This is a genomic window from Faecalicatena contorta (assembly GCF_001404335.1).
In the GTDB taxonomy this organism is placed as follows: Bacteria; Bacillota; Clostridia; order Lachnospirales; family Lachnospiraceae; genus Faecalicatena; species Faecalicatena contortus_B.
This window is the reverse complement of sequence record NZ_CYZU01000039.1, coordinates 12559-35250: the sequence shown is the minus strand read 5'-3', so window position 1 is coordinate 35250 and position 22692 is coordinate 12559. Positions and strand designations below refer to the sequence as shown.

The window sequence follows — 22692 nt, the reverse complement described above, 5'->3', positions numbered from 1 at the left end:
GCGCCGGCATTTCAGGAGAGAAATGCCGGTAATTTTATTCTGGCGAGAAAGCCGCCGTATTTGCTGTGTCCCAGTTCCAGTGAGCCGCCGTGGGCCATGGCGATCTGTTTTACGATCATGAGTCCCAGTCCATGCCGCTGTCCGTCTGTCCTGCTGTCACAGATCATATAGTGCGGAACCGTGTTTAACGCCTCCAGCTGTTCGTCCGTGACTCCCACACCGTTATCCGCAACCGTGATACTGCATGTTTCGTTCTCATAGGATACACTTACATATAGTGTACAGCCCTGGGGATTGTGCGTCTGGGCATTGACAAGCAGGTTAGATACGGCACGGCGGATGAGATCTTTATCTGTAATGGACATGCACATACTAAGTGATTCGTCTGTCTCCCAGTCTATGGGGTATCTGTTTTCCAGATCCATATTCAGCGCATCAACCACAGTCTGACGGATTATGGGAGTGATATCGTTTAGTTCCGTGTGCAGAGGCTGCATATTGTATTCCAGCTTCGATGCAAGGTTCAGGTCATTGATCAAATGTTTCATGCGGATACTCTGCTCTCGTATGACAGAAACCTTACCGCGCATACTCTCAGGCACCAAAGGAGACTCTTCCAGTTGTCCCGCATATCCCATAATCATAGAAAGCGGCGTGCGGATGTCGTGGGAAACACCCGCGATCCAGTTTGCCCTTGCCTGCTCCTGTCTGCGCAGTGCTGTTTCCTGAAGCTTCAGTTTTTCCGAGGTGCGGTTGACCGCCCGGGCTATTTCGGAAAACAGACCGGATTCCCTGACAGACACATGCTGACCGCCGGGGAGATTTTTGATGCCCTCAATGATCGGTTTTACTGTGCCCAGCAGGCGGGTAGTCACTGCCATGTAGATCAGAAAAATTAAAAGAAAATTCATGCAGATAAAAAGCAGTGCTGTTTTGGGAAAATCGGCAATCAGCTGATAGTCATAGGTATTGTGTACCAGTTTCCAAAAGCGGTCTTTGGGGAAGCCTACAACCAGAAGGCCGTCGGGATGGCTGCTAGTTGTAGTGGGATAATCCCTGAGATAAGCCCTGGACAGATAAGCAATGTCGGCAACGCTGTAGGAAGAAGGAATTTCCTTCGGGAGGAAATCACTGTGCCAGGTAACCTGAAGGGTCTGTCCATCGATAAGGACTGCCCAGGCGTTATCTGTCTTCAGCTGTGCAGCCGCACTGGCGTCCAGGACATATGGACCGTCTGCCTGTTTCGTTAAAGCCGCGGATATCGTGTCGGCTGTCGTCCATCCTCCCTGGCTTTTTAACTGGCGTCCGGCTGCGAGAACCAAGAGGGCCAGGTTCAAAAATAGAAGAAGAAAGACGGACAGAATTAAGATTCCAATAAACCGCCGGATCAGTTTTGGGATACTTTTCATGCCTGTTCCTCCTCAACGATCAGTTTGTAGCCTAACCCCTTTACTGTGAGCAGGGACTCGGGGGAGGACGGTGCCTTTTCTATCTTTTCGCGAAGCCTTCGGATGTGGGCCATCAGAGAATTTTCATAACCATAGGGGTTGTCGCCCCAGAGGGCTTCACAGAGGAGATCAGTAGTGACAATCCTGCCGGCATTGCGTGAGAGTGCGGCCAAGAGTTCGAATTCTTTCGCTGTCAGCGACAAAGTGCCGTCTTCGCGTATGACTTCCGCCCGTTCAAAATCAACGGTACAGTGGGCAAGCCGCAGAAGAGGCGTTTCATGCTTATAGCTTCTGCGCAGGATGGCTCCCAGCCGCAGTGTCAGTTCCCTGGGCAGAAATGGTTTTACAATATAATCGTCGGCGCCCAGCCCCAGCCCGTGGAATTTATCTTCATCTTCTCCGCGCGCGGTCAGGAACAGGACAGGAAAATCCGAGATCCGGCGTATCTCTTTGAAGAGTGTATATCCGTCTCCATCCGGCAGCATGACATCCAATACGGCCAGCTCCGGTTTCCAGGTGCGGCAGAGCTCCAGGGCGTCTTTTTGCGTGGAAGCGGTACGGATCCTCCGGTAGCCGTCGTCCTGCAGAATGGAGAGGAGCATTTCCAGCAGATCTTCCTCGTCATCGACCAGAAGGATTTTTTTCCCTTTTAAATAATCCAGTGACATGAACAGTCCTCCTTTTCCTATTTCTGTTATTATTATAGCATGGAGAATTTCTGAATTCCCTTTTCTGTCATAAATGTAAGGTAAATGTAAGTTTTAAAGATATAGATGAAATAAGAACAGGGGATCAGCAAATCCAGATTGCTGATCCCCTGATGCTTTATTCTTTTTTAGTGCATTCCTGTTAATCAATGCCGGAAATACTTCTAATCTCTGAATTCATCTTCCTGTTCATCGTAAAAGAATTCATAATCTGAACTGTTGAATTCTGATTCATCAAATTGTCCGGAACGGTACATAGAATCTTCCGTCTCATAAGTGTCCCCGCTTATCGGGTAATTATTGCTTTGAAATCTGCCTTCCTGACGTGGGACCGCTGCATTCTGCCTGGACGGGCAGAGCCTTGGTGAACACGGACGGCAGGATCTCGGACTACATGACCGGCAGTTATTTGGCTGACATGGCTGACAGGATCCTGGCGGGCAAGGCCTCGGAGGTTTCGGCGGGCAAGGCCTCGGTGGCTCAGGCGGGCAAGGCCTCGGAGGTTTCGGCGGGCAAGGCCAGGGAGGCTCAGGTGGGCAAGGCCTCGGAGGCTTCGGCGGGCAAGGCCAGGGAGGTTCAGGCGGGCAAGGCCAGGGAGGTTCAGGCGGGCATGGTATTGGTGGTACCGGCGGGCAGGGTTTTGGCGGGATTGGGGGAGTCGGTTCCGGTTTCAGGCCGTGGATGAGATCAATCAGCCATTTAAATGCCTCGTAAAATCCCCGTGCATAGAGAGAATGCAGGAAGAATTCATATACTTCCGGCATTGCCGTTTTTAGATATTCCAGTTTATCCAATGTGAATTTATACTTATGCGTTGCAAGTTCATATAGTGCACAATTATTTTTATTCGTCAGTTGTACGGCGGTTTCCTGTGCCGCATTTCTGGTAAGCGACTGCGGAGTATGCGGTTTGTCATAATGAACCAGAACCGTCAGTCTTTTCACGGAGTACTCTTTTTTCGTATACCCGATCTTTCGGAGGGCGCTTACAAAGTTATCGCGCATTTCAGCATCCGGGAAGGTGATTTTTGCGTCCATTGTCAGTGTGTCTGTCTCGGAAAATTCGCCCAGCTTAAACCCTGTCAGCCACCAGTGAACCGCGCTTCGTTTGATTAGAACTTTTCGGTTTTTCTTAAGTACAAAGGACAGCGGTATCAATTCCGCGTCGCTGACAGCCTCATAGAAGGTTCCTTTGAATTTTTCGTGGTCAATGTCTTCTCTTATTGTATTGTAGACTCCGATTTCTCCTCCGGTGGTAATGCCGTACTGACCTTTCCAAAGTTCAATCAGCCAGCGTTTCCCGCCATAAGAAAATGTGACAGGCTCGCAGTCCATGATCATGTTAAAAAGCGGGGAACCCTCATCATAAGCCTCACAATACCCCATCTCTCTCTGCCAGCAGTTCATCAGGGAGTAAAAGTAATCCCCCTTCATATCATAGGCAAACCCGGTTTCCTTTAAATCCGCGTTTACATTAGCTGCCAGCAAAGCCTTATCCGAAGTAGGACTAAACTTGTGTGTACGCACCTTCCAGACGATGACAAATATCACAGCCAGAAGGAGCAGAACAGCGCCAATTATAATTAATATGGTCAACATGGATAGAATCCTTTCAATATAGTTACTTTATTTTATTCTGTAAAAAGTAAACAGTACCGGATTTTAAGTGAAAGTTGTGAAATTAAAAGCAAAGCGGCAGTAAAGATTAGATTTTTCATAGCAGCCGGATAAAGTTAGAGTCTGATAATTACCTGCGTTTTATATTGTTTAAAGAACCTTTGAAATATTCATTTATATCGGTCAGAAGCTTCTCTTTAGGATAAGAAATTCTATTGACAAAACAGAATTTCGAAGGTATCATAAATAAAACAAAAGGGAGGAATTTTTTATGAAAAAAGGAAAAGCAATTTTAAGCATTCTCTTGGCAGGCATGATGGTGCTAGGAGCAGCAGGATGCGGAGGCAAAGAAAAGAGTGCCGATGACAGTGCCAAAGACAGTACCTCAAAGAGCACTGCAGAGAGCACTGATTCAGGTTCTTCTGACGGCGATACCTTCAAGATTGGAGGCATCGGACCAACCACAGGCGGAGTGGCTGTTTATGGACAGGCAGTGAAAAATGCAGCAGAGCTGGCAGTCGCTGAGATTAATGAGGCAGGCGGCATCAATGGCAAGCAGATTGAACTGAATTTCCAGGATGATGAGCACGATGCAGAAAAGGCTGTTAATGCTTATAACACACTGAAAGACTGGGGGATGCAGGCGCTGCTTGGGACTGTAACATCTACGCCTTGTGTTGCCGTAGCCAATGAGGCATATGCAGACAACATGTTCTTACTAACACCATCCGGTTCAGCAGTAGAATGCGTACAGTACGACAACGCATTCCGCGTATGCTTTTCAGATCCCAACCAGGGGCTGGCATCCGCTAAATATATCGGAGAGAATAAGCTGGCATCAAAGGTAGCTGTAATCTATGACAGCTCTGATGTATATTCATCCGGTATCTATGAAAAGTTTGCAGAAGAAGCAAAGAACCAGGATTTTGAGATTGTTGCAGCAGAAGCATTTACCGCTGACAACAACAAAGACTTCTCAACACAGATTCAGAAAGCAAAGGATGCGGGTGCGGAACTGGTATTCCTGCCAATCTACTATACCGAAGCATCTTTGATCCTTGACCAGGCTAAAAAATCTGGTTTTGATACGAAATTTTTCGGCTGCGATGGCCTGGATGGAATTCTTGCCGTTGAGAACTTTGATACATCACTCGCGGAAGGCGTAATGCTTCTTACACCATTTGCAGCAGACGCAGATGATGAGGCAACACAGAAATTTGTTTCTGCATACAAAGAAAAATACGGTGATATCCCGAATCAGTTTGCAGCAGATGCTTACGATGGAATGTATGCGCTGAAGGCTGCATTTGAAGCGGAGAATGTGACTCCGGACATGAGCGTTTCCGACATCTGCGAGGCAGCTAAAAAAGGCATGACAGCCATCAAGATAGAAGGTTTGACCGGCGGAGAAGAAGGAATTACATGGACAGCTGACGGAGAACCGAACAAGTCTCCAAAAGCAGTTGTCATCAAAGACGGTGCATATAAAGCAATGTAATAGCGGAGCGAAAGAAAGTAAAAACAGAAAAAATGCAAAAGAGAGCGGAGAACTGCCGGCATGTGGTTCTTCGTTCTTTTGTTACTGTGCACACCCCTACGGGCGTGCACAGTAACGTTCTTTTTTACAGAGAAAACAGGATTGCATAAAATTATTGTCGGAATCGCCCGTATATGCTATACTTTTGTGAGAAAAAAGAATGAGAAAGAGGTGCCTTATGAGTTTTTTGTCGTATTTAATTAATGGCATAAGCCTTGGCAGTGTCTATGCGATCATAGCGCTGGGATATACCATGGTTTATGGTATTGCCAAGATGTTGAACTTCGCTCATGGTGATGTCATTATGATTGGCAGTTTTGTTGTGTTCATAACTACGAGCGCAACAGGGATGAATCCGCTGCTGGCAGTTTTACTGTCTGTTGTAATCTGTACCGTACTTGGTATCGTGATTGAAAGACTGGCATACAAGCCGCTTAGGGGAGCTTCGCCGCTGGCCGTACTGATTACCGCGATCGGTGTCAGTTACTTTTTACAGAACATTGCACTCCTTTTATTTGGTGCAAATCCGAAATCCTTTACATCCGTGGTGAAGGTTCCGGCGCTGAATCTGGCGGGTGGTAAGCTGATTATCTCAGGAGAGACGATTGTGACGATTGTAACCTGTCTTGTAATCATGATTATCCTGACGATGTTTATGAAAACAAAACCAGGGCAGGCCATGCTGGCTGTATCCGAGGATAAAGGTGCAGCGCAGCTGATGGGGGTAAATGTCAACAAGACGATTTCCCTTACATTTGCGATCGGTTCCGGTCTGGCAGCAATTGCAGGCGTGCTCCTGTGTTCTGCATACCCATCCCTGACGCCTTATACGGGCTCCATGCCGGGCATTAAGGCGTTTGTAGCAGCGGTGTTTGGAGGAATCGGTTCTATCCCGGGCGCACTTCTCGGCGGTGTGATTCTTGGTGTGATCGAGATTCTTTCCAAGGCATATATTTCCTCACAGCTTTCGGATGCAATTGTTTTTGGTGTCCTGATTATTGTGCTGCTTGTGAAGCCTACCGGTATTCTGGGCAAGAAGATCAATGAGAAAGTGTAGGTGGGACAGATGAAAAAGAAGATGCTAAAGACTACAAAAAATAATTTTATTACATATGGCATGGTGATTCTGGCCTATATTATTGTGCAGATATTCCTATTATCCGGCAGCTTGTCCAATCTGATGCAGGGGCTTTTAGTGCCGCTGTGCACTTACGTCATTCTTGCGCTCTCCCTGAATCTAACGGTGGGTGTGCTGGGGGAACTGAGTCTTGGACATGCAGGCTTCATGTGTATCGGTGCGTTTACCGGAGCCTTTTTCTCAAAATGCACCTTCGGAACTATGCCGGACGGACTTCGTTTTTTCCTGGCCATTCTGATCGGTGCGCTGGTGGCAGCGGTTTTCGGTATTCTAATCGGAATTCCGGTTCTTCGCCTGCGCGGAGATTATCTGGCGATTGTGACGCTGGCATTTGGAGAAATTATTAAAAATGTGATGAATGTTCTATACGTTGGAAAAGATTCATCCGGATTTCATTTATCGTTGAAGGACCAGATGTCGCTCAACCTTGAAGAGGGCGGCGAAGTTATCATAAAAGGTGCGCAGGGAATCTCAGGGACACCGAAGAATTCTACTTTTACAATCGGTGTAATACTGGTTTTGATTACCTTGTTTATCATTCTTAATCTGATGAATTCCAGGGATGGACGTGCAGTTATGGCTATCCGCGATAACCGTATTGCTGCAGAATCTATCGGAATCAATATTACAAAATATAAATTAATGGCATTCGCAATCTCTGCCAGTCTTGCAGGTGTGGCGGGCGTCCTCTATGCACATAATCTTGCAACACTGACAGCGCTTCCGAAAAATTTTGGATACAATATGTCCATCATGATTCTGGTATTTGTGGTGCTCGGCGGAATCGGAAATATGCGCGGATCTATTATTGCGGCAGTAATTCTTACCCTTCTTCCGGAAGTGCTCCGCGGGCTCAATGATTACCGTATGCTGATCTATGCGGTCGTATTGATTGTTATGATGCTCTTTAACTGGAGCCCGAAGGCTCAGGACTGGAAGGCGCGCCATTCCCTGAAGAAGTTATTTGGCAGAAAAGACCATGCAGCGAAGGGAGGGAACTAAGATGGCTCTATTAGAAGTAAAGAATCTGGGAATCTCATTCGGAGGTCTCCGTGCGGTAGACTCTTTTGATGTCGCTGTCGAACCCGGCCAGCTCTATGGATTAATTGGGCCGAACGGAGCGGGAAAGACAACCATTTTTAATTTGCTGACAGGTGTCTACCAGCCCACGGAAGGCAAGATCCTCCTCGACGGCAAAGATATAACAGGGAAAAAAACCATCGACATTAACAGAGCCGGTGTGGCCCGAACCTTTCAGAATATCCGTCTGTTTTCAGCATTGACTGTCCGGGATAATGTAAAGGCAGGCCTTCACAATGGATATCGTTACAGTACCGTGGAGGGGATCCTGAGACTTCCACGCTATCACAGGGTGGAAAAAGAGATGGATAGAAGAGCGATGGAATTATTAAAGGTCTTTGATCTTGATAAAGAGTCGGAATACCTTGCATCCAATCTTCCCTATGGAAAACAGCGGAAGCTGGAGATCGCAAGAGCTCTTGCAACGAATCCGAAGCTCCTGCTGCTGGACGAACCTGCGGCCGGAATGAACCCGAACGAGACGAATGAACTGATGGATACAATCAAGTTTGTGCAAAAAGAATTCAAGATGACGATCCTTCTGATTGAGCATGATATGAAGCTGGTCAGCGGAATCTGCGAGAAGCTGACGGTACTGAACTTTGGCCAGGTACTTGCCCAGGGAGATACAAAAGAAGTGCTCAGTAATCCGGAAGTAATTACGGCTTACTTAGGCGAATAGGAGGGGATATAGTTGTCAATGTTGAAAATTACAGATTTGGAAGTATATTACGGGGTAATCCAGGCAATCAAAGGGATATCCTTCGAAGTAAAAGAAGGAGAGGTCATCGCGCTGATTGGGGCAAACGGTGCGGGGAAGACGACGATTCTCCACACGGTTACAGGATTGATTGCGCCGAAAGCCGGAAAAATAGAATTCGAGGGAACCGATATTACGAAGACACCTGCCCATAAGATTGTATCCATGGGAATGGCGCACGTACCGGAAGGAAGACGTGTGTTTGCGCAGCTTTCAGTATATGAGAACCTGAAGCTTGGCGCCTATACAAGATCGGATAAAACGGAGATAGAACAGACACTCGAAATGGTATATAAGCGTTTCCCGAGGCTGAAGGAGCGCAGGAACCAGGCGGCAGGAACCTTAAGCGGCGGCGAGCAGCAGATGCTTGCCATGGGAAGGGCGCTGATGAGCCATCCGAAGATTATTCTGATGGATGAACCGTCCATGGGACTTTCCCCCATCTTTGTAAATGAGATATTTGATATCATCAAAGAGGTAAGCGCCGGAGGAACAACCGTACTGCTCGTGGAACAAAATGCAAAAAAGGCATTGGGTATTGCAGACAGAGCATACGTTCTGGAAACCGGGAATATAGTGCTTACAGGAGAAGCGAAAGCACTGATGAACGATGAGTCAATTAAGAAAGCTTATCTGGGTGAATAAGAGGGGGTGTACTTGTGGACAACATTATTATTACAATTCAGAGGCAGTTTGGAAGCGGCGGAAAGACGATAGGTGAAGATCTTGCCAGAGAACTCGGCATTCCGTGCTATGGAAGAAACATCCTGCGCATGGCATCGGACGACAGCGGAATTAACGAAGCATTATTTAACGAGGCAGATGAAAAGATCCAGTCGGGCAAGCTGTTCGGGATATCCAAGCATATCTATGACGGGCAGTTAATTCCTCCGGGCCGGGACAACTTTGTATCCACCGAGAACCTGTTTTACTATCAGGCCAAGATTATGAAGGAACTGGCGGAAAAAGAATCCTGTGTGATTATCGGGCGCTGCGCCGGATTTGTGCTCCGTGATAATCCCAATGCAATTAGCGTTTTTGTACATGCGAACAAGCAGTTCTGCCTGGACAGAGCAGGAGAGCGCGTTGCGCTTACCGGAAAAGAGCTGGAGCGGTATGTGGAAGAAATTGATAAATACCGGGGGAATTTTCACAGATACTATACAGGCCTGGAATGGGATGATGCGAAGAATTATGACTTGAGTATCGACAGCGGTAAAGTCGGTTTTGAAAAGACCGGGGAGATCATAAAAGAATATGTGAAGATCCGGTTTGGAAGACTGCCTTATGCGGGGGGACGGTAACGAGATAATTTGTTGGCGGAGGCTCACGGCTCTCCCTTCCTCGAGCTGGTGCATCCAACGGGAAGTGAAACTCGTTTCCATGGAGGTTCCTTAGACGGGAGCAGCGTATGGGTAGTGAATTGGTGGAACTTTTTATTGTCAGTAAGTTTTTAAACATCTTCGATTCAATTGGACTAATATACCACCGGGGAATGTTTCAATTCCTTCAGGACAGAAGGACGTCGATTTGCAGCCAGTTCACATCCGCTGCAACCGTCGAAGTCCCTCCGGATAATCAGCTCTTAACTACCGTCCGGATGCGTCAGCTTAATGACAGGGATGCAGGGAAGGGGACGGGGCTATATATGCCGGCAGCGGTTGTCCTAGAAGCAGTTGGCAGCACGGGTGCATTTCGAACCGGCATATATAGCCCCGTCCCCTTCCCTGCATCCCTGTCATTAAGCGTCCCCCATCAATACGAGTAATCCCACAGTTGCTATTATCCCCCATGTCCCCTATAATAGACTTCAGTATATTAGTTGAAACTAAGCGGGAGGTGATTCTGATGAAAAATATTATGATTATAGATGACGATGTAAGTATTGGGAATATGCTTGAGGAGGTTCTGACCAGGGAGGGGTGCAGGGTTTCCCGTGCGTATTCCGGGACAGAGGCTCTTCTTTATCTGGAGGCGAACAGACCGGACCTGATCCTGCTGGATCTGATGCTGCCGGGGTTAAGCGGGGAGGAAGTGCTTCCTGAGATAAAGGGGATTCCTGTGATTGTGATCAGTGCAAAAGCGGAAGTCAGTGATAAGGTGGAACTGCTGCTGGGCGGAGCGGCGGATTATGTTACAAAACCGTTTGATATACAGGAGCTGCTTGCACGGATTGAGGTCCAATTTTGGAACAGATCCTGTACAGAGGCTTCTTCTGTTCTTAAATGGGAGGAATTGTCCATGGATCTGTCCGCACACTCTGTCAGCGTGAAGGAGTGCGGAGTCCGTCTGACGAAAACGGAGTTTGCGATTTTAAAACTTCTTATGAAAAATCCGTCTCAGGTGATACCAAAGTCTGTGATACTGGACAGAATCAGTGAGGATACCCCCGACTGTGTGGAAAGCTCTCTAAAGGTTCATATCAGCAATCTGAGAAGGAAACTGCGGGAAGCCGGGGGCAGGGATTACATTGAAGCTGTCTGGGGAATTGGTTTTAAACTGAAAGAAGAATAAAATCTTTACGATTTCTTTACTGCCTTCTTTACTGCTGTCTTAACCTTTATCAGTTAGAATGCCAGTATCAAACAAAAGGAGGCAAAATAAATGGAATATGTTCTGACAACCGATGCTTTAAGCAAACAATACGGACATTTTAAAGCGTTGAATAATTTTTCCATACATGTCCCGAAAGGGGCAATCTATGGTTTTGTGGGTAAAAACGGCGCCGGCAAGACGACACTGATCCGGCTCATATGCGGCCTGCAGGAACCGACATCGGGGCAGTATACGCTCTATGGGGACGGCAGCGGAGGTGCGAAGATTGCACAATCCCGACGCAGGATGGGGGCAGTAGTGGAAACGCCCTCTATCTATCTGGATATGACCGCACAGGATAATCTGAAGGAGCAGTACCGTATCCTGGGTCTGCCGTCTTTTGATACGATACCGGAGCTTCTCAGGCTGGTGGGACTGGAAGATACCGGAAAGAAAAAGGCAAAGAACTTTTCCCTGGGGATGCGGCAGCGACTGGGAATCGCAATTGCACTGGCGGGTGATCCGGATTTTCTGGTATTGGATGAACCGGCTAATGGTCTGGACCCGCAGGGGATCATCGAGATGCGGGAGCTGATTCTAAAGCTGAACCGGGAGCGGCAGATTACCGTTTTGATTTCCAGCCATATTCTGGATGAACTGTCCCGTCTTGCCACGCATTATGGTTTTATTGACAGGGGACATATGATTAAGGAGATCAGTGCACCGGAACTGGAGGCTGCCTGCCGTAAGTGTGTGCGTGTGGAAGTGACAGACACGGGGGCGTTGTCAAAGGTGCTGGACCGGATGGAACTGGAGTATGAGATCCTGTCTGACAGCCAGGCGGACATCTTTGCCAGTGTAAATGTAACCGCTTTGGTACTGGAGCTTGCAGAAATGAACTGTGAAGTGCTGTCCATGAATATCCGGGATGAAAGCCTGGAAAGCTATTACGTCAGTCTTGTAGGAGGTGGCAGCTATGAGTAAACTTTTATCTGCAGACTTTGCGAGACTCAAAAAAGACAAGGTATTCTGGATCGGTATGATATTTATGTTGGCAGTGGGAATTCTAAGTCCTGTCATGAACTATATCGATATGAATCAGGGAGGATACAAAATTCCCCTGGAGAGTTCATTTTTTGTATATGCTGTCTACATTGGAATTCTGTTGTCAGCATTCTGCAGCCTGTTTGTGGGCACGGAATATAGTGACGGAACGATACGGAATAAGATTGTAATCGGTCATGGCAGAATTCAGGTTTATCTCTCGCACTTTCTGGTATGTTCAGCGGCAGGGCTGCTGATGTGTGCGGCCTATTTTCTGCCGGCAGGAATGATTGGAACTTGTCTGCTGGGATTTTTCCAGACGGATATTCAGGTGATTCTGGGATTGATTTTGTGCAGCGTTATCATGTCGCTGGCCTTTACTGCCGTTTTTACAATGGTTGCAATGCTGAACCAGAACAAAGCACTTGTGGCGGTGATCAATATGCTGGGTGTATTTATTCTGCTCTTTGGGGCCATTTATATCCGGGCAAAGCTCTATGAACCAAAAGTATATGAGGGCTACGTATATAAGGATGAAAGCGGGGAAATCGTGGAGGTCGAAGAAGAGCCTAATCCCAATTACCTCAGCGGCACAAAGCGGGAAGTGTATACATTTCTCTATGATGTTATACCTACATGCCAATCCCTCCAGATAACGTCGATGGAGGCGGTAAGCCCATGGAGGCTGGCCGGGTATTCTGCGGCAATCACCATTGCGGCAACAGGGGCCGGCCTGTTTTTCTTCCGGAAAAAGGATATCAAGTGAGTACTCCCGGCAATTCAGCCGCAAAAACAGGTGCAAAAGAATGTCCGGGAATGCTCAAAGGAAAGGAGGACGTGTCATGCTCTGGCTCGGTATTTTATGTGCAGTTCTTGGAATCACAGTCGTCATATTGCTTGTCAAAATCGTTCTGCTTCACCGGGCGGGCGATGAAATACACTCTCAATTTGTCGAGAAGCTGGAGAATGACACGAATACCCTGATCCTCCTTTCTACCCGTGACCGCTATATGTGCAGGCTTGCCGAAGAGATCAACGTGCAGCTCAGGGAACTTCGTGCACAGCGCCGCCGATTTCAGCAGGGAGATTATGAACTGAAAGAGGCGGTTACGAATATCTCTCACGATCTTCGCACCCCTCTGACCGCAATCTGCGGCTACCTGGATCTGCTGGAACAGGAAGAAATATCAGAGACAGCCGGCAGATACCTGGCGGTCATAAAAGAGCGTTCCGAAACATTAAAACAGCTCACGGAGGAACTTTTCCGCTACTCTGTGATCACATCAGTACACAGGGACGCCAATGAGGAAGATATCATATTAAATCACGTTCTGGAAGAAAGTATATCTGCATATTATGCCGCCCTGAAAAACAGCCGTATTGAACCGCAGATCTCCATACCGGAAGAAAAAATCAGGCGCAGGCTGGACAAAAAATCAGTATCCCGGATTTTCAGCAATATTATAAACAATGCGTTAAAATACAGCGATGGCGACCTCCATATTATGCTGCGGGAAGATGGTGAGATAATCTTTTCCAATCATGCATCCCGGCTCAACGAGATCCAGGTCGGAAGACTGTTCGACCGCTTCTACACGGTCGAGGCAGCAGATAAGTCAACAGGGCTGGGCCTTTCCATTGCAAAAATATTGACGGAACAGATGCATGGGAAAATCAGCGCACGCTACAACGACGGCGTGCTAAGTATCCATGTCCGCTTCTAAGAATTGCTAATTAGCTACGAGAATTAGCGGCGAGCTTTAGCCTCGGCGCGGATGGGGCCTCTAATAACCAAAATGCCGGGAAGTGTGCCCTAATAAAACTTTCCGGGGACAAAAAATTTCCCCCTGATCCAATACCATAAGCTGCCCCCGTCTAAGGCTCCATCTGAGGAACGAGTCTTTTCCTGCCGGCCGGATGCGCCAGCTCCATGAAGGGAGAGCCGAAGGCCCCCGGAAGAACATACCTGTTATGAAAAATCGCTTAAGCGGACCTTAGTAATTCTTGGCGGGAACCGGTCATGAAAATGGAGAGCTTCATTGATTCCGAATCAATGAAGCTGCTGACCCAGCGCGTGAAATCATCAGATTTCACGTGATGTGTCAGCAGTGCTCCATTTCCATGGCCGGTTCCCGACTAGAATTACTTAGGTTCGTGTCCGCGATTTTTCATAACAGGTATGTTCTTCCGGGGGCCTTCGGCTCTCCCTTCATGGAGCGTCCCCCACCCCGAAAAAAACTACGTCCCTAATCTCAGAAAAATATCTTTGCAATGAGAAATTTTGATGTTATAATAGCATACATATGCAGCAAAAAGGAGAAAATGTATCAGGGATACATTACTTGTGCGGACTATGTTTGGTTATGTAACGATATGTGAGCCTGAGCTCAAAGTAAAGGATTTAAGGAAATACAGAGCATATTACTGTGGACTGTGCCGGACGCTGAAGGAGCGCTTTGGGGGCCTGGGACAGCTGACCCTGACCTATGACATGACGTTCGCGGTTATTTTGCTGACCTCATTATATGAGAGCGAAACCAGATTCTCCAGCCATCGCTGCAAGGTTCATCCAGTGAAAAAGCAGAATATGCTCCAGAATGAAATTACGGAATATGCGGCGGATATGAACGTGCTCCTGGCCTATTATCATCAGAAGGACGATTGGGAGGATGAGAAGAAGATCAGCGGTTTCGCGGGGTATCATGCCCTTAAGGGCAGGGCGCAGAAGGTCGTGGAGAAGTATCCGAGGCAGAGCCGTGTGATAGAGGAAGAACTGAAAAATCTTGCAGACTTTGAAAAAGAAGCAACGCAGGATATCGACAAGACAGCCGGGTGTTTCGGCAGGCTGATGGCAGAGATGTTTGTGTTCCGGGAAGACCTGTGGGAGGGAAGGCTCCGCAAGATGGCTTTTTACCTTGGAAAATTTATCTATATCATGGACGCATACGAAGACCTGGAGAAGGACAAGAAGGCCGGATGCTACAACCCTCTGAAGGAACTGAGCCGGAGGGAGGACTATGAGGAGCGGTGCAAGGAACTTCTCTGTATGATGATCGCAGAATGCAGTGCGCAGTTTGAACTGCTTCCCTGTTTATTAGATGTAGACATTTTGCGGAATATATTATATGATGGTGTGTGGACCCGTTATCGTAAGATGCAGGAACAAAAGAAGAAAAGTGAGGATAATCAGAATGACAAAGAATCCATATGATGTGCTGGGAGTTTCTCAGAATGCATCGGATGATGACATAAAAAAAGCATACAGGGATCTGACCAGAAAATATCATCCGGATGCCAACGTGAATAATCCGCTGGCTGACCTGGCGGAGGAGAAGTTCAAGGAAGTACAGGAAGCCTATGATGTAATCATGAAAGAGCGGGAGCAGGGCGGCGGTTATGCAGGCTATGGTTCAGGAAGCAGTTCCGGCGGTTATGGCTACGGTTATGGCGGTTCTGCAGGCGGTTACCAGCAGAGCAGCGGGCCGCAGAATGCAGAGATGCAGGCTGCCGTCAATTATATCAATTCGAGGCGCTATCAGGAAGCAGTCAATCTTCTGAACCGTATGCCGCAGCGGGATGCACAATGGTATTATCTGAGTGCGGCGGCTAACATGGGCATGGGCAACAACGTGCTGGCAAAGGATCATGCGGGCCAGGCCGTGAATCTGGATCCCGGTAATCCGCAGTACCGCCAGCTGTTAAACCAGCTCGAGTGGAACAGCCAGCTGTATCAGAATAATCCATATGGCGGCGGATACGGCGGCAACAATCAATCTTGCGGTACGGGAAACCTGTGCTGTGACCTGTGGTGTGCGGACAGCTTATGTGAATGTATGGGAGGAGATCTTTGTTCATGCATGTAAAGGCTAAGAAAATGGCTTTTGGAGGACTGCTGCTGGCTTTGACAATTGTCTGTATGGTGCTGGGCAGCGTGATAGAATCTAATACCTTATTTCTTCTGGCGGCGGCGTCCTATTTCGTGGGTATTATTATCCGTGAGACGGGAATGCGGACAGGTGCGGCCTTCTATATCGCGGCGGTGCTGCTCGGATTTATCGTGGCGCCGAATAAGATTTATGTCGTATCTTTTGCGGCCATGGGCTTTTATATACTTGCGGCGGAACAAGCGTTTGTGATGCTGGGCCGGACTGAGGCCAGGGTAAACAGAAAGGCGTTGTTCTGGGCGATTAAGTATATCATTTTTAATATTTTATATATTCCTGCGCTGATCGTGTTCCAGCAGCTTTTGTTCGGCAGGAATCTTTCCCCGGCATGGATGGCAGGGCTGATTGCTGCGGGGCAGGCAGGGCTTTGGATTTATGACAGGGCATATGATTATGTGCAGAGGCACATATGGAGTAAGCTGCGAAAACGGCTTTTTTAGGTGGCTTATAATTTAAAAAAGAGATGAGCATTCATTCCCGGTATGGCAGAAAAGTACATATCGGGGATTTTTTTGCTTATTTTAAATCCTTTTGGTTATATACAGGATTATATAGAGAGTAAGACGTTTTACAAAAAGAGAAAGGGGGAAGCGTTTTTTGGAGGACAGGGAACTGATCAGGCGGATTCAGAACGGGCAGAAGGAATATCTGAATGAAATTGCCGAAAAATATTATGATGATATTTACTATTTCTGCTGTTATCAGACCGGCAGCCGGGAAGACGCCTATGATCTGGCACAGGAGACGTTTCTCCGCTTTATACGGTACGCAGAGCAGTACAGGTACAGGAATCTGAAAGGCTATCTGCTGACGATTGCCATGAATCTGTGCAGGAGATATTTTCACGAGACGGGGCGGACGCGCCTGGTTACGGAAACGGTGGAAAATATCAATGGGAATGCGGCGGGATCCGGCAGGGCAGCAGCCGGGGATATAACGGCATCAGAGGGGCGGGAAACGGATACCACCGTACAGGCCATGGAGGAGCTGGAGCAGAGCCGGCTGCTGGCGGAAGCGCTTCTGAAGATTCCGGATATACAGCGGGAGGCAGTTCTTCTGCATCACTTTTATGGCTATAAAAACCGTGAGATTGCCCGCATGACCGGGGCATCCTGTGCAGCGGTTAAGTCCAGGGTTAATCAGGGACTCGGCAAGCTGCAGCAGCTTTTGGACAAGGAGGATTTTTATGGATAGACAACCGGAAAGGGAATCCTGGAGATTTCCGCTGGATGAAAAAAGAAAGATGGAAAGTCTGGGGAGGATTGGCCGGGCTGCGGAAAAAAAGCAAATCCGCAAGTATCCGTCTCTGGCGGCAAATATCCGGAGCCAGCTTAAGTTTCAGTCGTGGAAGTACTGGGCTGTGCAGGGCGGGATACTTGTGGCCGCCATGGCGCTGGTTCTATATCTCAGCAGAGCAGAAGCAGACGGAGAGGGAGCCATCTCTGTCTGCGCTGTATTTCTGGTATTTGCGGGCAATATTGGATTGAGCGGTCTGGGCCGGCTTTTCTCACGGAATATGGCTGAACTGGAACAGACGCTGTATCTGAACCTGAAACAGATGGTCTGTATCCAGATGCTGTTTGGAGGGGCGGCAGATCTGCTTGTATTAGGAATGATTGTGGGTATCGCAGGCGGACAGAATGAAGCCGGAGCCGGAGCCTGTCTTTTGTATATGCTGGTTCCTTTTCTGTGGTCAGATTTACTGTATCTGTATATGCTGACCGCACTCCGGAGCATATGGCCGGGTTTTTGGCAGGTTTCGGCGGGATTGATCGGCGGGCTGCTTGCGCTTATCCCGGTGTTCATGGAGGATGCCTATAAGGCGGTATATTTACCGGTATGGGGAGTACTGGCGGCTGCGGGCTGTCTGCTGCTGGCGGCGGAAATACGCTATATGTTGGAAAAGATAGAAAGAGGGGAAGGGTTATGCCTGAATTAATATTAGACAGAGTGACAAAACAGTTTAAAAATAAAATTGCAGTGGATAAAGTATCACTCCGGCTAAAGTCGGGAGTATACGGATTCCTGGGGGCAAATGGTGCAGGTAAGACCACGCTGCTTCGGATGCTCTGTGGCGTCCTCAGGCCCACTTCGGGTGATATACTCTGCAATGGTGTACCGATCCGGGTTCTGGACGGTGAGTACCGCTGCATGCTGGGGTACCTGCCCCAGGATTTTGGCTATTATCCGGATTTTACAGCAAAGCGGTATCTGGAATATCTGGCAGCGTGTAAAGCGGTTCCAAAAGAGATCGCCGGAGGGAAGGTACAGGAAGTATTGGAACTGGTCGGGCTGAAAAATGAGCAAAAGCAGAAAATCCGAACGTTTTCAGGAGGAATGATCCGAAGGCTGGGAATCGCCCAGGCTCTTTTAAATGAGCCGGAAATTCTGATTTTAGATGAGCCTACATCCGGCCTGGACCCCAAAGAAAGAATCCGGTTCCGCAACATCATCAGCGCGTTGTCCAAAAGCCGGATTGTAATTTTGTCCACCCACATTGTTTCGGACGTAGAGTTCATAGCGGATGAAATTCTTCTTATGAAGGCAGGATGTATTGTAGAACAGGGATCACCGGGGGCAGTGACGGAGAGCGTGAAAGGCCGGGTATGGGAATATCGGGCGGATGAAGCAGAGGCACTGCGGATGAATGCGGCTTTTTCGGTCAGCAACCTAAGAAATGAAGGGGACAGGATCTATCTCCGGCTTGTCTCAGAAACTTGTCCCTGCGAGGGAGCAGTGCCGGTACAGCCCGGGCTGGAGGATGTGTATATGTATTATTTTGAGGAGGCGTCGGATCATGTGGGAAATCTGGAAAAAAGAGATCTATAAAATTGCATCCCGGAAAGTAATCTGGTGCGGTGTGCTTTTGCTCCTCTCCTTTATAACCTTCCGTCTTTACGCTGAACAGAAAGACTATTCTGTAACGATTGACGGACAAAGTTATCATGGAAAAGAGGCCATAGAAAAGGACCGGAAGCTGACCGCAGAGTATGCAGGAATGCTGACACGGGAGAAGGTGCAGGAAATCTATGATAAATACGGATTCTATTATTATGATGATAAAACAGAAAGCTATGCAGGAAATTTCTGCAGCAAATTTGTAACAGAGCAGATGACAAATTATAACCAGACCAGCGGAAATGATCCGTCCCAAATCCGGTTTTATGAGGGCGAAAAGTGGGAACAAAACGCAGCGCCGCTCCTAAAGGATAATCTTCAATTTGACTACTTCTATGGCTGGCAGGATTTCCAGGAGATTTACGGTATGATGGGCATCCTGTTACTATACGTAATCCTAATCATCGGGCTTTCACCAGTATTTGCGGAGGAATACACACTGCGGACAGCGGACATCCTTCTGTCCACACAGCGGGGAAAAAAGAGCTGCATCTATCTGAAGATCGCAGCAGCGCTTTCCTTTACCGCCATCGTATACCTCATGGTAACGGCATATATCTGGTTCATCTATCTGCTCGTATACGGCACACAGGGCCTGGATGCTTCAGCCGTCCTGGCGGGAGCCAGCTTTTTCGGTTACGGCCCCGGCAGCATCGGGGGATTCCTTCTGTCCATATCGGCCCTGGGCCTGGCAGGAGGGCTCCTGCTGACCGGATGTGTCCTGGCAGCCTCCGCCCTGTGCAGAAATTCCTTCCTGACCGTAGTCGTTTCACTATCCCTCTACCTGATCCCCGTGGTCTGGCTCAAAGTCTTTGCCCCCATGTGGATACTGGGATACAGCCTTACTCGTGCAGTAAACCACTTCATGGCATCCATGCCCATGTACCTCCCCATGAACTGGAGCTTTGGATTCACCGCCGCCCAGATCCACCGGCATCTCCTAACCGCCCTGGCCGTCGCCGTATCCTGCCTGATCCTGGCCTACCAAAAATACCGAACCTACCAGGGCAAAAAATAACAGATACAGCAAATCAGGATAATACCTTACGCCAGTCAATTTTCAATCACACGCTACTTAAATGCGTAAGTAACAACTCCAGCCTCTATGATGTTCAGCCCAGCCAATCCCCATCCGCCGCACCCGCCCAGGGATCCCACCCCGAATAGAATCCTCCCTGCCGATCGGATGAACCAGCCAGGCGGAGTGTAAGCCGCAGGCCTTCCTGCCTGTAAGGGCGGTTTAAAACGCCTTAAAGCGGGCGACTAGAAGTTCTTATAGAGCCGGAGGCATCCGGCTCTATTAGAACTTCTCCGCCAAGCGGTCAGGATATTAAACCACCCTTACAGGCAGGAAGGCCTGCGGCTTACACTCCGCCTGGCGTCCCTCCCATCCATGAGCCCAGATTCCCATTCCAAATCCCCCTCTTTATTTCCAGAGTTTTTTCGTGTACAATAAGACGGTATGGAGGAGAGAAGAGATGGACAGGCACAAGATTTTAATTGTGGAAGATGACACCGATATCAACCGCTTACTGCAACGGATTCTGGTGCAGGACGGTTATGACACGATCCAGGCATTTTCAGGAACAGAAGCGAAACTGCTGCTTGGACTTGAGACCCCTGATTTAATATTGCTCGATCTGATGCTGCCGGGGATGAGCGGAGAGGAGCTTATTACATCCGTAAGAGAGGAGCTAAAACTGGACCTGCCGATTCTGGTGCTCTCTGCCCGGGCAGGCCTGGAGACAAAAGTAGCGGCCCTCAAAGGCGGCGCGGACGATTATCTGACCAAGCCCTTCGAACCGGAGGAGGTTCTGGCAAGAGTATACGCTGCCCTCAGGCGTTATAAGATAGAAGCCGGGAAGACGGAGAAGGATACGGAGGTATACAGATATAAGAAACTGCGTCTCCATCCGGACTCCCGTAAAGCGGAGATCGGGGGACAGGAGCTGCCCCTGACCATGCATGAGTATGATATTCTGTATCTTTTGATTAAGGACCCTGAAAAAGTGTACTCGAGGGAGCACCTTTATGAGCAGGTATGGAAGGGCGGTTATTATGGGGAGGACAACACGGTAAACGTCCATATCAGCAATCTGCGCAGAAAGATTGCAGCAGCCGATCCGGAGGATGAGTACATTCGGACGGTCTGGGGAATTGGTTTTAAAATGGCATAAACTTTACGATTTCTTTAAACTTTCTTGAGGACTTATTAAAGACCACCGGGCTACAATAACTTACGTCAAGAGGCAATCACATAAGAAAGGAACTAAGAAGAATGAAAGAGCATGTCATAGAAGCCAGAAGCGTTACGAAAAAATACAAAGATGTTACGGCTCTCAGAGACGTTGATATTACAGTCAAACGCGGAGATATTTACGGTCTGATCGGCGACAACGGGGCGGGCAAGACTACATTTTTAAAACTGCTGACCGGACAGATCTATCCATCAGGCGGCGAACTAAAACTGTTCGGGGCTTATTCCGAAAAGGAACTGGAACAGAACAGGAAACGTACCGGAGCGATCGTAGAATCGCCGGGATTTTATCCAAAGCTTACGGTAGAAAAGAATCTGGAGTATTACCGGATTCAGAAGGGGATACCGGGAAAGAACCGGACTGAGGATGCCCTGAAGGCAGTGGGGCTCAGGGACAAGAGAAAGAAAAAGTGCGCCGCGCTGTCCATGGGGATGAAACAGAGACTGGGGCTTGCCATCGCGCTGCTCGGAGAGCCGGAGCTATTGATCCTGGATGAGCCGATCAACGGACTGGATCCCAGCGGTATCATAGAGATGAGAAATCTTCTGTTAAGGCTGAATCAGGAAAAGAATATTACAATCATCATATCCAGTCATATACTCTCGGAGCTGGAACAAATTGCAACCGTTTACGGCTTTCTAAGCCAGGGCTGGCTGCTGCGGGAACTGACGGCGGAGCAGCTGCACGAACACTGCGCCGGTTATCTGGAGATCAAAGTAAGTGATCCGGAACGCTACGCAGCACTATTGGAGAAAGAGATGGACGGCGTGCAGTACAAAGTAATGCCGGACTTACAGATACGGATACAGAACCCGCAGCTTCCGGTGGAAGCATACAGCGGTCTGGCATCCGGACATGGGGTCAGTATTATGAGGCTGGAGCAGAAGCAAAAGTCGCTGGAAGAATATTATATGGAATTAAAGGAGAGGGGGAGACTGTCATGTTAAATTATTTGAAGAGTGAATTTTACAGGATTCTGCACGGAAGAGAGATCTACTCGGCAACGGCCGCGCTGGCCGGCCTGACTGTGCTGATGAATCTGGTTCTGTTTGCCTTTGACAGGCTGACTCCGGATTTTCCATATGCAACGGTGACATTTTCTCTGAACATGATGACGGGGAGTATGCCGATGCTGCTTATGGCCGGCCTGATCATCGTTCTCTTTTTGTTTTCGGACGAATATAAGAACGGTACCCTGAAAAATGCAATTTCATACGGTATTTCCCGCAATGCATTTTTTACCGGAAAATGTATTGCGTGTGCAGCGGCAGCTTTTTTGAGTATGCTTGTGGTACTCGCCGTTTATATCGGCAGTGCATATCTGCTTTTGAATACAGAAGGCAGTATGCCGGTCAGACAGCTGCTGACAGGCACCGCCGTGAATCTGCCGGCTGCATTTGCTTCGGTTATTCTGGCATCGGCTCTGTGCTGCTGTTTTAAGAAAGAAACAGCGGTTGTTCTCTGGTGGCTGGGAATCATGTGGTGGCTGCCTGTGGTCTGTTTTTTCCTGGGGCTGAAAATAGAATCCATTGAAAGAATTTCGGAATGGATGCCCTGGAATTACCTGAAATATGAGGTTTCCGTTAACATGTCCGGTTATCGCTGCCTGTGGGATACGCCGGAAGGAGCGGCCAAATGCCTGATAGCAGGCGCCATCGGGATATTGATATTCTATGCGGCAGGAATCTTGGCATTTCGCAAAAGGGAGATTAGTTAGATCGGGGAGG

General features: G+C 48.3%; 24 protein-coding genes. 21 read left to right on the top strand and 3 right to left on the bottom strand.

Features of this window, described 5'->3' with window-relative positions; genetic code table 11:
* Window positions 1-11: 11 nt before the first annotated feature.
* The 3 genes from ARB69_RS17555 to ARB69_RS17545 all read right to left on the bottom strand — a co-directional run bounded on the left by ARB69_RS17555 (window position 12) and on the right by ARB69_RS17545 (window position 3753).
* Window positions 12-1409: a sensor histidine kinase gene (locus ARB69_RS17555; protein WP_050641072.1), complete on the bottom strand. Its 1398-nt coding sequence runs from the start codon at window positions 1407-1409 to the stop codon at window positions 12-14.
* Window positions 1406-2116, bottom strand: a complete 711-nt coding sequence (locus tag ARB69_RS17550; RefSeq protein ID WP_055154511.1) for a response regulator transcription factor — start codon at window positions 2114-2116, stop codon at window positions 1406-1408. The genes ARB69_RS17555 and ARB69_RS17550 overlap by 4 nt, the downstream gene beginning before the upstream one ends.
* A 203-nt stretch (window positions 2117-2319) precedes the next feature.
* A complete protein-coding gene (locus tag ARB69_RS17545) occupies window positions 2320-3753 on the bottom strand; it encodes a DUF4474 domain-containing protein (protein ID WP_242857628.1) in 1434 nt (477 codons plus the stop codon).
* Window positions 3754-4042: 289 nt separating this feature from the next.
* On the opposite strand from ARB69_RS17545, the gene ARB69_RS17540 reads away from it, so the two are divergent.
* The 21 genes from ARB69_RS17540 to ARB69_RS17435 all read left to right on the top strand — a co-directional run bounded on the left by ARB69_RS17540 (window position 4043) and on the right by ARB69_RS17435 (window position 22682).
* A complete protein-coding gene (locus ARB69_RS17540; RefSeq protein ID WP_055154509.1) occupies window positions 4043-5269 on the top strand; it encodes an ABC transporter substrate-binding protein in 1227 nt (408 codons plus the stop codon).
* A 217-nt stretch (window positions 5270-5486) separates the two neighbouring features.
* Window positions 5487-6365 (top strand): branched-chain amino acid ABC transporter permease, encoded by an 879-nt coding sequence (locus ARB69_RS17530; RefSeq protein ID WP_050641068.1) that lies wholly within the window; start codon window positions 5487-5489, stop codon window positions 6363-6365.
* A gap of 9 nt (window positions 6366-6374) precedes the next feature.
* Complete coding sequence (locus tag ARB69_RS17525; RefSeq protein ID WP_050641067.1) at window positions 6375-7448, top strand: branched-chain amino acid ABC transporter permease; 1074 nt, start codon at window positions 6375-6377, stop codon at window positions 7446-7448.
* 1 nt (window position 7449) lies between these two features.
* Entirely contained in the window at window positions 7450-8208 is a 759-nt protein-coding gene (locus ARB69_RS17520) for an ABC transporter ATP-binding protein (protein ID WP_055154508.1), read from the top strand.
* Window positions 8209-8226: 18 nt separating this feature from the next.
* Window positions 8227-8931, top strand: coding sequence for an ABC transporter ATP-binding protein (locus ARB69_RS17515; RefSeq protein WP_330377725.1), 705 nt, complete (start codon window positions 8227-8229; stop codon window positions 8929-8931).
* A 14-nt stretch (window positions 8932-8945) separates the two neighbouring features.
* On the top strand, window positions 8946-9590 hold the full coding sequence (locus ARB69_RS17510; RefSeq protein WP_050641064.1) for an AAA family ATPase: 645 nt from the start codon (window positions 8946-8948) through the stop codon (window positions 9588-9590).
* A gap of 107 nt (window positions 9591-9697) precedes the next feature.
* Window positions 9698-10054, top strand: a complete 357-nt coding sequence (locus ARB69_RS17505) for a hypothetical protein (protein ID WP_050641062.1) — start codon at window positions 9698-9700, stop codon at window positions 10052-10054.
* 80 nt (window positions 10055-10134) lie between these two features.
* Entirely contained in the window at window positions 10135-10800 is a 666-nt protein-coding gene (locus tag ARB69_RS17500; RefSeq protein WP_174518416.1) for a response regulator transcription factor, read from the top strand.
* 90 nt (window positions 10801-10890) lie between these two features.
* Complete coding sequence (locus ARB69_RS17495) at window positions 10891-11805, top strand: ATP-binding cassette domain-containing protein (protein ID WP_055154506.1); 915 nt, start codon at window positions 10891-10893, stop codon at window positions 11803-11805.
* Window positions 11798-12631 (top strand): ABC transporter permease subunit, encoded by an 834-nt coding sequence (locus ARB69_RS17490; protein WP_055154505.1) that lies wholly within the window; start codon window positions 11798-11800, stop codon window positions 12629-12631. The genes ARB69_RS17495 and ARB69_RS17490 overlap by 8 nt, the downstream gene beginning before the upstream one ends.
* A gap of 76 nt (window positions 12632-12707) precedes the next feature.
* Window positions 12708-13589: a sensor histidine kinase gene (locus ARB69_RS17485; protein ID WP_055154504.1), complete on the top strand. Its 882-nt coding sequence runs from the start codon at window positions 12708-12710 to the stop codon at window positions 13587-13589.
* Between the two features lie 629 nt (window positions 13590-14218).
* Window positions 14219-15076 carry a DUF5685 family protein gene (locus tag ARB69_RS17480; protein WP_050641058.1) on the top strand — a complete coding sequence of 286 codons (858 nt, stop codon included), beginning with the start codon at window positions 14219-14221 and terminating at the stop codon, window positions 15074-15076.
* Window positions 15057-15728, top strand: a complete 672-nt coding sequence (locus ARB69_RS17475) for a J domain-containing protein (RefSeq protein ID WP_055154503.1) — start codon at window positions 15057-15059, stop codon at window positions 15726-15728. The genes ARB69_RS17480 and ARB69_RS17475 overlap by 20 nt, the downstream gene beginning before the upstream one ends.
* Window positions 15719-16249, top strand: a complete 531-nt coding sequence (locus ARB69_RS17470; protein ID WP_050641056.1) for a hypothetical protein — start codon at window positions 15719-15721, stop codon at window positions 16247-16249. The genes ARB69_RS17475 and ARB69_RS17470 overlap by 10 nt, the downstream gene beginning before the upstream one ends.
* Window positions 16250-16406: 157 nt before the next feature.
* Window positions 16407-17003, top strand: coding sequence for an RNA polymerase sigma factor (locus tag ARB69_RS17465; RefSeq protein WP_050641055.1), 597 nt, complete (start codon window positions 16407-16409; stop codon window positions 17001-17003).
* Window positions 16996-17748: a hypothetical protein gene (locus tag ARB69_RS17460; protein ID WP_055154501.1), complete on the top strand. Its 753-nt coding sequence runs from the start codon at window positions 16996-16998 to the stop codon at window positions 17746-17748. The genes ARB69_RS17465 and ARB69_RS17460 overlap by 8 nt, the downstream gene beginning before the upstream one ends.
* Window positions 17736-18638, top strand: a complete 903-nt coding sequence (locus ARB69_RS17455) for an ABC transporter ATP-binding protein (protein ID WP_055154499.1) — start codon at window positions 17736-17738, stop codon at window positions 18636-18638. Before ARB69_RS17460 ends, ARB69_RS17455 begins: the two co-directional genes overlap by 13 nt.
* A complete protein-coding gene (locus tag ARB69_RS17450) occupies window positions 18607-19725 on the top strand; it encodes an ABC transporter permease subunit (protein ID WP_055154497.1) in 1119 nt (372 codons plus the stop codon). Before ARB69_RS17455 ends, ARB69_RS17450 begins: the two co-directional genes overlap by 32 nt.
* A gap of 460 nt (window positions 19726-20185) precedes the next feature.
* Window positions 20186-20884, top strand: coding sequence for a response regulator transcription factor (locus tag ARB69_RS17445; protein WP_055154495.1), 699 nt, complete (start codon window positions 20186-20188; stop codon window positions 20882-20884).
* A gap of 101 nt (window positions 20885-20985) precedes the next feature.
* Window positions 20986-21912, top strand: coding sequence for an ABC transporter ATP-binding protein (locus ARB69_RS17440; RefSeq protein ID WP_055154494.1), 927 nt, complete (start codon window positions 20986-20988; stop codon window positions 21910-21912).
* Window positions 21906-22682, top strand: a complete 777-nt coding sequence (locus ARB69_RS17435) for an ABC transporter permease (protein WP_055154492.1) — start codon at window positions 21906-21908, stop codon at window positions 22680-22682. Before ARB69_RS17440 ends, ARB69_RS17435 begins: the two co-directional genes overlap by 7 nt.
* Window positions 22683-22692: the final 10 nt, after the last annotated feature.

Bases quoted from the DNA above. Each gene is read 5' to 3' on its own strand.
- ARB69_RS17545 (WP_242857628.1), bottom strand. From the start codon at position 3,753: ATGTTGACCATATTAATTATAATTGGCGCTGTTCTGCTCCTTCTGGCT.
- ARB69_RS17555 (WP_050641072.1), bottom strand. From the start codon at position 1,409: ATGAAAAGTATCCCAAAACTGATCCGGCGGTTTATTGGAATCTTAATT.
- ARB69_RS17440 (WP_055154494.1), top strand. From the start codon at position 20,986: ATGAAAGAGCATGTCATAGAAGCCAGAAGCGTTACGAAAAAATACAAA.
- ARB69_RS17495 (WP_055154506.1), top strand. From the start codon at position 10,891: ATGGAATATGTTCTGACAACCGATGCTTTAAGCAAACAATACGGACAT.
- ARB69_RS17500 (WP_174518416.1), top strand. From the start codon at position 10,135: ATGAAAAATATTATGATTATAGATGACGATGTAAGTATTGGGAATATG.
- ARB69_RS17460 (WP_055154501.1), top strand. From the start codon at position 16,996: ATGGATAGACAACCGGAAAGGGAATCCTGGAGATTTCCGCTGGATGAA.
- ARB69_RS17490 (WP_055154505.1), top strand. From the start codon at position 11,798: ATGAGTAAACTTTTATCTGCAGACTTTGCGAGACTCAAAAAAGACAAG.
- ARB69_RS17505 (WP_050641062.1), top strand. From the start codon at position 9,698: ATGGGTAGTGAATTGGTGGAACTTTTTATTGTCAGTAAGTTTTTAAAC.
- ARB69_RS17435 (WP_055154492.1), top strand. From the start codon at position 21,906: ATGTTAAATTATTTGAAGAGTGAATTTTACAGGATTCTGCACGGAAGA.
- ARB69_RS17450 (WP_055154497.1), top strand. From the start codon at position 18,607: ATGTGGGAAATCTGGAAAAAAGAGATCTATAAAATTGCATCCCGGAAA.
- ARB69_RS17475 (WP_055154503.1), top strand. From the start codon at position 15,057: ATGACAAAGAATCCATATGATGTGCTGGGAGTTTCTCAGAATGCATCG.
- ARB69_RS17550 (WP_055154511.1), bottom strand. From the start codon at position 2,116: ATGTCACTGGATTATTTAAAAGGGAAAAAAATCCTTCTGGTCGATGAC.
- ARB69_RS17520 (WP_055154508.1), top strand. From the start codon at position 7,450: ATGGCTCTATTAGAAGTAAAGAATCTGGGAATCTCATTCGGAGGTCTC.
- ARB69_RS17485 (WP_055154504.1), top strand. From the start codon at position 12,708: ATGCTCTGGCTCGGTATTTTATGTGCAGTTCTTGGAATCACAGTCGTC.
- ARB69_RS17530 (WP_050641068.1), top strand. From the start codon at position 5,487: ATGAGTTTTTTGTCGTATTTAATTAATGGCATAAGCCTTGGCAGTGTC.
- ARB69_RS17525 (WP_050641067.1), top strand. From the start codon at position 6,375: ATGAAAAAGAAGATGCTAAAGACTACAAAAAATAATTTTATTACATAT.
- ARB69_RS17455 (WP_055154499.1), top strand. From the start codon at position 17,736: ATGCCTGAATTAATATTAGACAGAGTGACAAAACAGTTTAAAAATAAA.
- ARB69_RS17470 (WP_050641056.1), top strand. From the start codon at position 15,719: ATGCATGTAAAGGCTAAGAAAATGGCTTTTGGAGGACTGCTGCTGGCT.
- ARB69_RS17515 (WP_330377725.1), top strand. From the start codon at position 8,227: ATGTTGAAAATTACAGATTTGGAAGTATATTACGGGGTAATCCAGGCA.
- ARB69_RS17540 (WP_055154509.1), top strand. From the start codon at position 4,043: ATGAAAAAAGGAAAAGCAATTTTAAGCATTCTCTTGGCAGGCATGATG.
- ARB69_RS17445 (WP_055154495.1), top strand. From the start codon at position 20,186: ATGGACAGGCACAAGATTTTAATTGTGGAAGATGACACCGATATCAAC.
- ARB69_RS17480 (WP_050641058.1), top strand. From the start codon at position 14,219: ATGTTTGGTTATGTAACGATATGTGAGCCTGAGCTCAAAGTAAAGGAT.